9 protein-coding genes are annotated in these 13,964 nt (G+C 59.4%); 6 read left to right on the top strand and 3 right to left on the bottom strand.

Annotated features, from left to right (window positions below):
• The first annotated feature begins 150 nt into the window (after positions 1 to 150).
• From GTU76_RS04955 to GTU76_RS04970, 4 genes are all read left to right on the top strand, one after another.
• Positions 151 to 2,463, top strand: coding sequence for a YgiQ family radical SAM protein (locus GTU76_RS04955; protein WP_007915855.1), 2,313 nt, complete (start codon positions 151 to 153; stop codon positions 2,461 to 2,463).
• 409 nt (positions 2,464 to 2,872) lie between these two features.
• Positions 2,873 to 6,148, top strand: coding sequence for a transglutaminase family protein (locus tag GTU76_RS04960; protein ID WP_180698171.1), 3,276 nt, complete (start codon positions 2,873 to 2,875; stop codon positions 6,146 to 6,148).
• A gap of 88 nt (positions 6,149 to 6,236) precedes the next feature.
• The gene (locus GTU76_RS04965) at positions 6,237 to 8,723 is read left to right on the top strand and encodes a circularly permuted type 2 ATP-grasp protein (protein WP_180698172.1); all 2,487 of its coding nucleotides are present in this window, start codon (positions 6,237 to 6,239) and stop codon (positions 8,721 to 8,723) included.
• Entirely contained in the window at positions 8,723 to 9,613 is an 891-nt protein-coding gene (locus GTU76_RS04970; protein WP_180698173.1) for a transglutaminase family protein, read from the top strand. The genes GTU76_RS04965 and GTU76_RS04970 overlap by 1 nt, the downstream gene beginning before the upstream one ends.
• A gap of 206 nt (positions 9,614 to 9,819) precedes the next feature.
• Here the strand turns inward: GTU76_RS04970 and GTU76_RS04975 are convergent, their stop codons facing one another.
• On the bottom strand, positions 9,820 to 10,017 hold the full coding sequence (locus tag GTU76_RS04975; protein ID WP_016985374.1) for a hypothetical protein: 198 nt from the start codon (positions 10,015 to 10,017) through the stop codon (positions 9,820 to 9,822).
• 68 nt (positions 10,018 to 10,085) lie between these two features.
• The gene (locus GTU76_RS04980) at positions 10,086 to 10,673 is read right to left on the bottom strand and encodes a cytokinin riboside 5'-monophosphate phosphoribohydrolase (protein WP_180698174.1); all 588 of its coding nucleotides are present in this window, start codon (positions 10,671 to 10,673) and stop codon (positions 10,086 to 10,088) included.
• A 340-nt stretch (positions 10,674 to 11,013) separates the two neighbouring features.
• Here GTU76_RS04980 and azu point away from each other — a divergent pair, with 340 nt between their 5' ends.
• Together azu and GTU76_RS04990 are read left to right on the top strand one after the other, a co-directional pair.
• Positions 11,014 to 11,457, top strand: a complete 444-nt coding sequence (gene azu / locus GTU76_RS04985; protein ID WP_180698175.1) for an azurin — start codon at positions 11,014 to 11,016, stop codon at positions 11,455 to 11,457.
• Between the two features lie 185 nt (positions 11,458 to 11,642).
• Complete coding sequence (locus GTU76_RS04990) at positions 11,643 to 13,079, top strand: hypothetical protein (RefSeq protein WP_180698176.1); 1,437 nt, start codon at positions 11,643 to 11,645, stop codon at positions 13,077 to 13,079.
• Positions 13,080 to 13,133: 54 nt separating this feature from the next.
• On the opposite strand, the gene nadE is transcribed toward GTU76_RS04990, so the two are convergent.
• On the bottom strand, positions 13,134 to 13,961 hold the full coding sequence (nadE, locus tag GTU76_RS04995; protein WP_016985378.1) for an ammonia-dependent NAD(+) synthetase: 828 nt from the start codon (positions 13,959 to 13,961) through the stop codon (positions 13,134 to 13,136).
• Between the last annotated feature and the right edge of the window lie 3 nt (positions 13,962 to 13,964).

Consider the following 13,964-nt stretch of genomic DNA (forward strand, 5'->3'; position numbering starts at 1 on the left):
CTGTCTGGCGGGTTGAAAGTCACCGGAGATTTTCTGCTCGAAGTGCGCAGAGCGGGTTGTCACTAGAAACCGACCATTGCCGTCGGAATTGGTCAAAATTTGTGCTATATTCCGCGCCCGCGATTTTTCACTTCAACACCGGTCGTCGACATGCAAGCAGCCAAGCCGTTATTTGACTATCCAAAATATTGGGCCGAATGTTTCGGGCCAGCGCCATTCCTGCCGATGAGCAGGGAGGAGATGGATCAGCTTGGCTGGGATTCGTGCGACATCATCATTGTTACCGGTGATGCCTACGTCGATCACCCGTCGTTCGGCATGGCGATCATTGGCCGGCTGCTGGAGTCTCAGGGATTCCGCGTCGGGATCATTGCGCAGCCGAACTGGCAGTCCAAAGACGACTTCATGAAGCTCGGCGAGCCGAACCTGTTCTTCGGCGTTGCAGCGGGCAACATGGACTCGATGATCAATCGCTACACCGCGGACAAGAAAATCCGTTCCGATGACGCTTACACGCCAGGCGGTATGGCCGGCAAGCGTCCGGATCGCGCGAGCCTGGTTTACAGTCAGCGCTGCAAGGAAGCCTACAAGCATGTACCGATCGTCCTTGGCGGCATCGAAGCTTCCCTGCGCCGCATTGCGCACTATGACTACTGGCAGGATCGTGTGCGTAACTCGATCCTGATCGACGCCAGCGCCGACATTCTGCTGTACGGCAACGCCGAACGTGCGATTGTCGAGGTCGCTCAGCGTCTGTCCTACGGCCACAAGATCGAAGACATCACCGACGTGCGCGGCACTGCGTTCATCCGTCGTGATACGCCGAAAGACTGGTATGAAGTCGATTCGACGCGTATCGACCGTCCGGGCAAGGTCGACAAGATCATCAACCCGTACGTGAATACCCAGGACACCCAGGCCTGCGCCATCGAGCAGGAAAAAGGCCCGGTTGAAGATCCGCAGGAAGCCAAGGTCGTACAGATTCTGGCCAGCCCGCGCATGACCCGCGACAAGACCGTGATTCGCCTGCCGTCGGTTGAAAAGGTGCGTGGCGACGCCGTTCTGTATGCCCACGCCAACCGCGTGCTGCACCTCGAAACCAACCCGGGCAACGCCCGCGCGCTGGTGCAGAAGCACGGCGAAGTCGACGTCTGGTTCAACCCGCCGCCGATTCCGATGACCACTGAAGAAATGGACTACGTGTTCGGCATGCCTTACGCCCGTGTTCCGCACCCGGCGTACGGCAAAGAGAAGATCCCGGCCTACGACATGATCCGTTTCTCGGTGAACATCATGCGTGGCTGCTTCGGTGGCTGCACCTTCTGCTCGATCACCGAGCACGAAGGCCGGATCATCCAGAACCGTTCCGAAGAGTCGATCATTCGCGAAATCGAAGAGATCCGCGACAAGGTGCCGGGCTTCACCGGCGTCATTTCCGACCTCGGCGGCCCGACTGCGAACATGTACCGCATCGCCTGCAAAACACCGGAAATCGAATCCGCGTGCCGCAAGCCGTCCTGCGTGTTCCCGGGCATCTGCCCGAACCTCAACACCGACCACTCGTCGCTGATTCAGCTGTACCGCAGCGCCCGTGCCTTGCCGGGTGTGAAGAAGATTCTGATCGCCTCCGGCCTGCGTTACGACCTCGCGGTCGAGTCGCCGGAATACGTCAAAGAGCTGGTGACCCATCACGTCGGTGGTTACCTGAAGATCGCCCCGGAACACACCGAGGAAGGTCCGCTCAACCAGATGATGAAACCGGGCATCGGCAGCTATGACAAGTTCAAGCGCATGTTCGAGAAGTACACCAAGGAAGCGGGCAAAGAGCAGTACCTGATTCCGTACTTCATCGCTGCGCACCCGGGCACCACCGACGAAGACATGATGAACCTCGCGCTGTGGCTCAAGGGCAACGGCTTCCGCGCCGACCAGGTGCAGGCGTTCTACCCGTCGCCGATGGCCACCGCCACTGCGATGTACCATTCGGGCAAGAACCCGCTGCGCAAGGTCACTTACAAGAGTGACGGCGTGACCATCGTCAAGAGCGAAGAGCAGCGTCGTCTGCACAAGGCGTTCTTGCGTTATCACGACCCGAAAGGCTGGCCAATGCTGCGTGAAGCGTTGATCCGCATGGGCCGTGGTGATCTGATCGGTTCGGGCAAGGATCAGTTGATCCCGACTCATCAACCGGCCACCGACAGCTACCAGAGCGCCCGTCGCAAGAACTCGACGCCAGCCGGCAGCCATAAAGTGGCGAAGGAAGGCAAAGAGAAGACCACCAAGATCCTCACCCAGCACACCGGTTTGCCGCCACGTGCCAGTGATGGTGGTAATCCTTGGGACAAGCGTGAACAGGCCAAGGCGGCGGCGTTTGCCCGCAACCAGCAGGCAGCCAAAGAGCGTAAAGACGCCGCGAAAGGCAAAGGGCCGAAGCCGACCCGCAAGCCGGTCGTACCGCGCTAAACATCGCTTGAGCTGAACAGAACGCCAACCTTCGGGTTGGCGTTTTGCATTTCTGCCGTTGGATTTATGTGGGCCGCAAGATCCATCCCCCTCACCCCAGCCCTCTCCCCCATGGGGGGCGAGGGGGAAGGGAGCAGATCTTCATGCTTTTCAAGATCTGAGTTCGACTCAAGACTTTCAAGTCGGCGTATCTCTAACATTCACCTCGGTCAGTCCCCTCTCCCTCTGGGAGAGGGCTAGGGTGAGGGGCTCTTCGCAACATTTACGTGCAATCAGCCCAAACCATTTCCCCGCATCGCCCGATTTTGGTGCTGTACTGCCCTAAGCATTCCGGGAAAGCGCCCGAGCCCTCTGCATGGCATAAGTCTTGCGCGCTTTCGAATACGCTTAGGCTCGCAGGAGGCACGCCGTGTCGATTCATGTCGCATTGCATCACGTCACGCATTACCGCTACGACCGCGCTGTCGAACTCGGCCCGCAGATCGTTCGCCTGCGCCCGGCTGCCCACAGCCGCACGCGGATTTTGTCGTATGCGCTGAAAGTCTCGCCCGAGCAGCATTTCATCAACTGGCAGCAGGATCCGCAGGGCAACTACCTCGCCCGATTGGTGTTCCCCGAGAAAACCAATGAGCTGCGCATCGAAGTCGATCTGCTCGCCGAAATGGCCGTGTTCAATCCATTCGATTTCTTCCTCGAACCCTACGCCGAGAAAATCCCTTTCGCCTACGCCGCCGATGAACGCAAGGAACTGGCGCCGTACCTCGAAACACTGCCGCTGACGCCGAAATTCAAAGACTATCTGGACGCCATCGACCGCACACCGCTGCCGGCGGTGGATTTCCTCGTAGCGCTCAATCAGCGCCTGAGCGAAGACATCGGTTACCTGATTCGCATGGAACCGGGTGTGCAAACTCCGGAGCACACCCTCGAACACGCCTCCGGTTCCTGCCGCGACTCGGCGTGGCTGCTGGTGCAATTGCTGCGCAACCTCGGTTTGGCGGCACGATTCGTCTCCGGCTACCTGATTCAACTGACCGCCGATGTGAAAAGCCTCGATGGCCCGTCCGGCACCGAAGTGGATTTCACCGACCTGCACGCCTGGTGCGAAGTGTATTTGCCGGGTGCCGGCTGGATCGGTCTGGATGCGACGTCAGGGCTGTTTGCCGGTGAAGGACATATCCCGCTGGCCTGTAGTCCCGATCCGTCTTCAGCGGCGCCGATCAGTGGCTTGGTCGAGCCTTGCGAATGTGAGTTCAGCCACGAAATGTCGGTCGAACGGATCTGGGAGGCGCCGCGCGTCACCAAGCCCTACACCGATGAGCAGTGGCTGTCGATTCAGGCGCTGGGGCGGCAGATCGATGCCGACCTGCTGGCGGATGATGTGCGCTTGACCATGGGCGGCGAGCCGACCTTCGTCTCCATCGATGATCCGGATGGCGCCGAATGGAACACCGCCGCGCTGGGCGCAGACAAACGACGACTGTCCGCCGAACTGTTCCAGCGCATGCGCAAGCATTACGCGCCGCAAGGCCTGGTGCATTTCGGCCAGGGCAAGTGGTATCCCGGCGAGCAACTGCCGCGTTGGTCGCTCAATTGCTACTGGCGCCGTGATGGTGTGCCGATCTGGCACAACGACGCGCTGATTGCCGACGAACAACAGGATTACGGCGCCGACGGTGAACTGGCCGGGCGCTTTCTGGCCAGTGTCGCCGAGCGCTTGAAATTGCCTACGCGTTTTGTCTTCCCGGCCTACGAGGATAACTTCTACTACCTCTGGCGCGAGGGCACGTTGCCGAGCAATGTCAGCGCCGAAGATTCACGTCTTGAGGAACCTCTTGAGCGCGCACGCCTGCGCAAGGTCTTCAGTCAGGGCCTGAACAAGGTAATCGGCCAGGTGTTGCCGCTGGCGCGCACCGCCAAGGGTGATCAATGGCAGAGCGGGCGCTGGTACCTGCGTGACGAACATTGCCGACTGGTGCCGGGGGATTCGCCGTTGGGCTATCGCCTGCCGTTGGGGTCGCAGCCGTGGGTGAAGGCCGCGGAGTATCCGTTCATTCATCCTCAGGATCAGAATCAGGACTTCCCTGAGCTGCCGGAAACCGCGCAGCTCAACAGTCATGGCGAACCTGCCGCGGCTGACGAACGCGCGCCGAAAATCGACGAATCCGCCGACTGGCTCACCCGCACCGCATTCTGTGCCGAGGCGCGCGAGGGGCGTTTGTACCTGTTCATGCCGCCGCTGGAGCAGGTTGAGGATTATCTGGAACTGGTGGCAGCTATCGAGGCGACGGCTGAAGAACTGCATTGCCCGGTGTTGCTCGAAGGCTACGAGCCGCCGAGCGATCCGCGTCTGAGCAATTTCCGCATCACCCCCGATCCCGGTGTGATCGAGGTCAATGTGCAGCCGTCAGCGACCTGGGACGAATTAGTCGAACGTACCGAATTTCTCTATGAAGAGGCGCGCCAGACCCGCCTGACCACCGAAAAATTCATGATCGACGGCCGTCACACCGGCACCGGCGGCGGCAACCATTTCGTTCTCGGTGGGGCGACGCCGGCTGATTCACCGTTTCTGCGCCGCCCGGATCTGCTGCGGAGCCTGATCAGTTACTGGCATAACCATCCGTCATTGTCGTATCTGTTCTCTGGACTGTTCATCGGCCCGACGTCTCAGGCGCCGCGTGTCGATGAGGCGCGCAATGACGCCCTGTACGAACTGGAAATCGCCTTCGCGCAGATGCCCGAGCCGGGTGAGGAATGCGCACCGTGGCTGGTCGATCGACTGCTGCGCAATTTGCTGATCGACGTCACCGGCAACACCCACCGTGCCGAGTTCTGCATCGACAAACTCTATTCGCCGGATGGCGCCACCGGGCGTCTCGGCTTGCTGGAACTGCGCGCCTTTGAAATGCCACCCCACGCGCGCATGAGTCTGGCGCAACAGTTGTTGCTGCGGGCACTGGTCGCACGGTTCTGGCGCGAACCTTATGCGCCGCCGAAACTGGCGCGCTGGGGCACCGAACTGCACGATCGTTTCCTGCTGCCGCACTTTATCGAGCAGGATTTCGCTGACGTCATCGTCGAGCTCAACAACGCTGGTTACCCGCTGCGCGCGGAATGGTTTGCCGCGCACCAGGAGTTTCGTTTTCCCAAGGTCGGCGATTACGCCGTCAACGGCATCGAACTGGAACTGCGTCAGGCGCTGGAGCCGTGGCATGTGCTGGGCGAGGAGGGCGCGGCGGGCGGCACGGTGCGTTATGTCGATTCATCGCTTGAGCGTCTGCAGGTCAAACTCAAAGGACTGCCGCCGCAGCGCTATCTGCTGACCTGTAATGGCGTCGCGGTGCCGTTGCACCCGACCGGGCGGGTTGGCGAGTTTGTCGCGGGCGTGCGTTATCGCGCCTGGCAACCGGCCAACTGCCTGCAACCGACCATACCCGTGCATGCACCGCTGGTGTTCGACTTGCTCGACACCTGGATGGGCCGTTCCCTGGGCGGTTGTCAGTACCACGTTGCCCATCCGGGCGGGCGCAATTACGAGACGTTGCCGGTCAACGCCAACGAAGCGGAGAGCCGGCGGATGGCACGGTTTTTCCGCGTCGGACACACGCCGGGGAAACTTCCTATACCGAATGTGGAAATCAGTGACGAGCTACCGATGACAATCGATTTACGATGTTTCTAAGGCCTACGCGACACGCGGATTTTTCGTCTATCCGCACGTCATGTGCCTGCGTTAGTCTGACCGTTCCCTGCTGTCTGCCGAGCTTTCCATGCCTGACCTGCTAGACCGCTACCCGCTGACGGCGGGCACTTATCACGAACTGCTCGACAGCAGTGGCGCGGTGCGCCCGCACTGGCGGCGGCTGTTCGATCAGTTGCAGCGCAGCACCCCGGCGCAACTGCTGCAGCGACAGGCCTTGCTGGCGCGGCAGATTCAGGAAAACGGTGTTACCTATAACGTCTATGCCGATCCCAAGGGCGCTGATCGACCTTGGGAGCTGGATCTGCTGCCGCATGTGATTGCTGCGGATGAATGGCAGCAACTGTCGGCAGGTATCGCCCAACGTGCGCGATTGCTCAATGCTGTGCTGGCTGATTTGTACGGGCCGCAACGGCTGATCAGCGAAGGTCTGTTACCTGCAGAGCTGGTCTTCGGCCACAACAATTTTCTCTGGCCGTGTCAGCATGTTGCGCCGCCGGAAGCGACGTTTCTGCACCTGTATGCAGTCGATCTGGCGCGTACGCCGGATGGGCGCTGGTGGGTGACCGCCGATCGCACCCAAGCGCCGTCGGGCGCCGGTTATGCCCTGGAAAACCGCACCATCGTGTCGCGCGCCTTTCCCGAGTTGTATCGGGATCTGAAGGTGCAGCATCTGGCCGGCTTCTTCCGTACGTTGCAGGAGACCCTCGCGCGACAGGCGCCGTGTGACGATGACGCGCCGCTGGTGGTGCTGCTCACACCGGGGCGCTTCAATGAAAGTTATTTTGAACATCTGTATCTGGCTCGCCAGCTCGGTTATCCGCTGGTCGAGGGTGGTGACCTGACGGTGCGCGATGCCACGGTCTACCTGAAAACCCTGAGCGGCCTGCGTCGGGTGCACGCGGTCATGCGCAGGCTCGATGATGATTTCTGCGATCCGCTGGAGTTGCGCACGGACTCGGCACTCGGCGTTCCCGGGTTGCTTGAGGCGGTGCGCCAAGGTCGAGTCCTGGTCGGCAATGCGCTGGGTAGCGGCGTGCTGGAGTCGCCGGGGTTGTTGGGCTTTCTGCCGAAGATCAACCAATACCTGTTTGGTGAAGAGCTGATTTTGCCGTCGATCGCGACGTGGTGGTGTGGTGAGGCGCCAGTCTTGGCGCAAGCCCTGGAAAAACTTCCCGAACTGCTGATCAAACCGGCGTTTCCCTCACAAAGCTTCGCGCCGGTTTTCGGCCGTGATCTGAGTGAAAAACAGCGTCAGGCACTCGCCGAGCGCATGCAGGCACGGCCCTATGCCTATGTCGCGCAAGAATTGGCTCAGCTGTCCCAGGCGCCGATCTGGCAGGCGGAAAACGGTCAACTGCAACCACGGGCGATCGGTATGCGCATGTACGCCGTGGCCGGTGCTGACGATTACCGCGTGCTTCCGGGTGGTCTGACCCGGGTGGCGGCCGAGGCCGATGCCGAAGTGGTGTCGATGCAGCGTGGTGGGGCAAGCAAAGACACTTGGGTACTGGGTGATCGCCCTCCCAGCGGTGAGCAGTGGAAGAGTCAGCGCAACGTTGGGGTCCATGATCTGGTGCGGCGCGATCCGTATCTGCCGTCACGGGTGGTGGAAAACCTGTTCTGGTTCGGTCGTTACTGCGAGCGCTGTGATGACAGTGCGCGGTTGCTGCGCATCATGCTCGCGCGTTATGTCGACGGCGACGACCCGCAAGCGTTGCAGGCCGCTGTCGACCTCGGCGAGCGACTGACGCTGCTGCCGGACGAGGGTGAACTGCCGGAGCGTCTGCTGGCGGCACTGCTGGGCGACGACTGGTCGTTCAGCCTGCGCGCCAACCTGCAGCGTTTGCAGTGGGCGGCCTCGCAGGTGCGTGGCAAGCTTTCACGGGAGAACTGGCAGGCGCTGGTGGAGTTGCAACGCGAGGCGATGGAGCTGGACACCGACGAACCCGACTTCGGCGAACTGCTGGACTTCCTCAACCGGCTGGTGATGTCGCTGGCGGCGCTGTCCGGGTTTGCCCTGGACGACATGACCCGCGACGAAGGCTGGCGCTTTCTGATGATTGGCCGGCGTATCGAGCGTCTGCAATTTCTCAGCAGCAGTCTGGCGGCCTTTCTGCGCGGCGCCGGGGCGTTCGATCAGGCGGGCCTGGAGTGGTTGCTGGAACTGGGCAACAGCAGCATCACCTACCGTTCGCGTTATCTGGCGGTGGCGCAATTGATTCCGGTGCTCGACCTGTTGCTGCTCGATGAGCAGAACCCGCACGCGGTGTTGTTTCAGTTGAAACTGGTGACCCGCACCTTGAAACGTTTGAACGATGATTTTGCTGCGCCACGGGAGGCCGGACTACCGCAATTGGTCGAGCGTCTGGCGCGGTTCGATCTGGGATGTCTGGAGAATCCACTATTCGGTGAGTCCAGCGTACGAGCCGCTCTGAATGGTCTGGCCGATCTGCTGCAAGACATTGCCGAGGCCAGCGGGCAGGTGTCGGATCGTCTGGCCCTGCGCCATTTCGCCCATGTCGATGACGTCAGCCAGCGCACGGTGTCCGTTTGATGAATGCTCGCTACCAGATCCTCCACGACACCTGTTATCACTACGACAGCCCGGTGTCCCTGGCGCAGCAACTGGCGCACTTGTGGCCGCGTGAATGCGAATGGCAGCGCTGCACCGAACAGCAGTTGCTGATCAGCCCGGATCCGACAGCACGCCGCGATGAGCTGGATGTGTTCGGCAATCCGTTGACCCGGCTGGCCTTCGAACGGCCTCACGATGAATTGCAGGTCAACGCCCGGCTCACCGTTGAGGTGCTGGCGCGGCCGGCGCTGGATTTCAATCAGTCGCCGGCCTGGGAATTGACCCGCGATGCACTCACCTACAGCAGCCAGCCGTTGTCCGCTGAGTTGCTCGAGGCCTGTCGCTACCGGTTCCAGTCACCGTACGTGCATTTGAAGCGCAGCTTCGTCGAGTTCTCGCAAAGCTGTTTTCCGCCGGGCAGTCCGTTGCTGTTGGGCGTGCAGGACTTGATGCAGAAGATCTTCAGCGAATTCACTTTTGATGCCGAGGCGACTCAGGTGGCGACCCCGCTGGTGGAAGTGCTGGAGCGGCGGCGCGGGGTCTGTCAGGACTTCGCGCACTTGATGCTGGCGTGCGTGCGCTCGCGAGGGCTGGCAGCGCGCTACATCAGTGGTTATTTGCTGACCCAGCCACCACCAGGGCAGCCGCGCTTGATCGGCGCCGATGCTTCGCATGCCTGGGTGTCGGTGTTTTGCCCGGTACTGGGCTGGGTGGATTTTGATCCGACCAACAATGTGCAGCCGGCGCTGGAACACATCACGCTGGCGTGGGGGCGGGATTTTTCCGATGTGTCGCCGTTGCGTGGGGTGATTCTGGGTGGCGGCAATCACGACCCGGAAGTGCGCGTCACGGTAATGCCACTGGATTAACGCAGATCAAACTGTAGGAGTGAGCCTGCTCGCGATAGCGGTGTGTCAGTGGAAATATTTGCTGCTGACACACCGCTATCGCGAGCAGGCTCACTCCTACAGGGGGAATTGGGGTGTTTCTGGAAGGGCTGTGAGGGCCGGCAGTGAAACTGCCAGCCCCGTCACAAATCCGCAGGGTCTGATTCGATGATCAAACCCGGTGGGGTTCAGGCGTCGGGCGCCTGATCTTTCGGTGTTTCAGTTGCTTCGGTTGCATCAACATCATCTTCCGTTGCCACTTCACCCTCAGGGTTCAGTGCTGCTTCTTCAGCGGTTTGTTTCTTGCGCTGAAGCTTTTCCTCTTTCTTCTGTTCCTTTGCCAGGTCTCGTTGACGTTTGGCGAAGGAGTAATTGGGTTTGGCCATGGGCGATCCTCTTGGGTCGAAGGTGAGGTTGAGCGGCGCATATTCTGCCCTGTATCGGTGCCTTGCGGTTAACCGGGTTTTTGCTCGACCCATTTTGGCGTGACGGTCGGCTTCCAGTTATCCAGGGCATCGAGCAGTGTTTGCGGCGATTCGCTCACTTGCAGCATGTCACGGTGTGGCGCGCGAACGAAGCCTTCGCCGACGATATGGTCAAGAAATGCAGTGAGTTTGCTGTAGAAACCGTTCACTTCGAGCAGACCCAACGGTTTGCCGTGGTAGCCGAGCTGGCCCCAGGTCCAGACTTCGAACAGCTCTTCCAGCGTACCGAGACCACCGGGCAGAGCGATAAACGCATCACTCAGCTCAGCCATGCGTGCCTTGCGCGCGTGCATGCCGTCGACCACTTCCAGGCGCGTCAGGCTTTTGTGGCCGATTTCCTTGTCCATCAGGCTCTGCGGAATGATGCCGATCACTTCGCCACCGGCAGCCAGTGCCGCATCAGCAACGATGCCCATCAAACCCACGGCTCCGCCGCCATAGACCAGAGTCAGCTTACGTTCGGCCAATGCCTGGCCAAGAGCGACTGCAGCTGCGGTGTAAGCCGGAACAGTGCCGGCGTTGGCACCGCAAAATACACAAACGGATTTCAGAGACATGCCTTCCTCCTGGGTCAATTCGACACAGGGTAATGGCTGGCACGCCTCGATCCAAGGGCTAAACTTCGCGTTCCGGCGATTCAAAGGTGCCGCTGGCACCACAGGCGTAGGCGGCGAGCAAACTGCACAACAGACCGTTAAAGAACATGACAGGCACTCCGTCTCAGTAGATGCGCCGATCATAGGGCCGGCCGGTGAATCTGGCCGTTAGATTGTCTCGATGAGTGTCATAGCCTGAAAGTTGTATACAATTTTTGACTCAAGTCATAGGAACTTGCGAAGATTTCAGGCAGTCTTTCCACCATTCGTGTTTTTGTTAACCCTGCCTTGGAGATTCACCATGTTTTCCAAAGTTGTTGCGGTATCCCTGCTGGCGCTGGCCAGCAGCCAATTGATGGCTGCCGAGTGCAAAACCACCGTTGACTCCACCGATCAGATGTCCTTCAACACCAAGGAAATCGTGATCGACAAGAGCTGCAAGACCTTCACCGTCGAACTCACCCACTCCGGCAACCTGCCGAAGAACGTCATGGGTCATAACCTGGTGATCAGCAAAGAAGCTGACATGCAGCCGATCGCTACCGCTGGCCTGGGCGCCGGTATCGACAAGAACTACCTGCCGGAAGGTGACGCACGCATCATCGCTCACACCAAGATCATCGGCGCCAAGGAAACCGATTCGGTGACCTTTGACGTGGCCAAGATTGCCGATGGCGGCTACGGCTTCTTCTGCTCGTTCCCAGGCCACATCTCGATGATGAAAGGCACCATTACCGTCAAGTAATCTTTCCCTGGATTACTTGATAAAAAACGCCGCTGCGGGATGACCGCAGCGGCGTTTTTTTTTGCATAGGCCTCACCGCAACCGTTGGTCAGAAAGGAGCCTTGACCTGTAATTTCTGACAGTAGACGGCTTTATCGATCGGATGCTGAATGAGGGTTCACTTGTTTGCGAAAAAGGAACTTCTCATGCAAAACCAGAAAGCTCAGACAGCAATTGTCAGGATTGAAGACACGAACGGACGGTTCCTGGAGCAAGGGGCTGAAACCACTGACTCGACACTGATCTTAAGCGGTACAGGTAAGCCTTTCGATCAAGTCGTGATCAAGGACGAGGGGCGACAGCTTGAAACGAGCTCCGTGGACGGTGCAGGAAACTGGAAAAAGGAAATTTTCAATTACGAAGTAAAGGTGCTTATTCTCACGGCAACCGGTGGGGATGAGCTGCCCTCGGAGGAGTGGAGGGTCAAGGTAATCCCCCCAAGTCCCGTGTTGATTGACGGGGTCAGAGACTCCAAAGGAGAGATTCGAAACGGTGGTACTACCTACGACACACAAATAACTGTCAATGGACGTGCGTCCCCCTTTACGTCCGTTTATGTCGGAGCGGTTTTCGGGGGACTCTATGGGGTGCACGTGATTGCATCGCAATCGGGTACCTGGATTGCGCAACTACTGAATTTGAGCCCCACAAGTCATGTAATTCACGCCAAGGCCGCTGATTCGGCGGTTCCTTCGGATAGATGGAGTTTCACCGTCAATCCGAAAGTCGATCTGGGAATAGATCAGGTCAGGGACTCGCTGCGGCCCATTGAAAACGGTGGCAGTACGTATGACCCCGAGTTGAGCTTGTTTGGCTGGTATTCCCGTGGAGCGGGAGAAGTAGATCTTTACGATGGTGAAGAGCTTGTTTGCAAAGGTCTCGAAGTTCGGGAAGGGCGCTGGGAGAAGCCCTCTCACGTGTTTGCGGAGAAGGATCATGAGTTCTTGGTAAAAACGCCGGACGGTGAGCAGCAGTCCGCTGCGTGGCGTATTACTGTGAAACCGGCATTGTTGTTGACGATCGATAGCGTGAGAGACAGTCAGGGCGAAATCGCTGACGGTGGTGACACGGGTGAAATGCAACTTCAACTTCGTGGCAGAGCACCAGAAAACGCCTTGGGGCTGAAAATTTATGACGGTGATGATTACCTGACTGAAGCAACGATTCTCGATAAAGGGAACTGGGCCGCCAGCGTTTCATTGTCAGCGATCAAAGACTATGTGTTCTATGCCAAAACGGCAGATTCCGGGCAGTCCTCCAACGCTTGGAAAATCCAGGTCCGAGAAAAAACTACGCTCTTTATACAATCAGTCAGAGGCGATGATCTGGTTCCTATTGGAAATCCCGGTGAGACCCCGTTCACTACTTTGAAGCTGATCGGTCGAGCCGAGCGGGGAGAGCACGGTTATATCGTTGACGGATCCGTCACCCCTCCACAGGATCTGTTCCCGTTCCAGGCCGACAAGGACAATCACTGGCAGGTCGATATTCCTCATCTGGAGCGGCGCGAATACCGTTTCATCGCGAAGTCCTCGACGGGCCGTGAGTCCAAATCATGGGTTATCCGTATCCTCCCGCAATAGCATTAGTCTGTGTCACACGCGCACCAGGCTGGAAGACCTGATGCGCGTTGCAAGTCAAGGCGCGAACGGCATGACCCGTTTGTGATGGGTCTTGTTGTAGGTCGCAACGATGATGTCGAACGCTTCCTGGCGCACGGGCTCGCCATGCAGGAAGGCGTCGATTTCGGCATAGGTCACACCGTGGGAGGCTTCGTCCGGTTTCCCCGGCGACAGATCTTCAAGGTCCGCCGTCGGCACTTTCTCGACCAGCGACTCCGGCGCGCCAAAGCTGCGCGCAATCGCCCGGACCTGATTTTTCACCAGACCGCTGAGCGGTGCCAGATCGCAAGCGCCGTCACCGAACTTGGTGAAGAAACCCATCACCGCTTCCGCCGCGTGATCGGTGCCGATCACCAGACCGTGCGCCGCGCCAGCGATGGTGTACTGGGCGACCATGCGCATCCGCGCCTTGGTGTTGCCAAGGACGAAATCCACCGACACCGCGTGCTTGCCTTCAAACGCTGCCACTTCGCTGGCAAGCGACTTCACGGCCGGGCCGATGTTGACCGTGTGGCGCTCGTCCGGAGCAATGAAATCCACCGAGGCCTGGGCGTCGTGTTCGTCAAACTGGGTTTCGTAAGGCAGGCGCACGGCGATGAATTTGTAGCCGTTGTCGCCGGTCTGGTCACGCAACTCGCGCATCGCCCGCTGGGCGAGCAGGCCGGCGGTCAACGAGTCGACACCGCCGCTGATGCCCAGCACGAGCGTCTTGAGCCCGGAATTGACCAGGCAATCCTGAATAAAGGTAATGCGCCGGGCGACTTCGGCCTGCAGGGCCGGGTAGTCGGCGAACGGCGGTTGCACCTTGAGCTGTTCAGCAATCTCACGCTGTACGGCTTGCATGAA

The sequence above is a fragment of the Pseudomonas crudilactis genome (genome assembly GCF_013433315.1).
GTDB classification, from domain to species: Bacteria; Pseudomonadota; Gammaproteobacteria; order Pseudomonadales; family Pseudomonadaceae; genus Aquipseudomonas; species Aquipseudomonas crudilactis.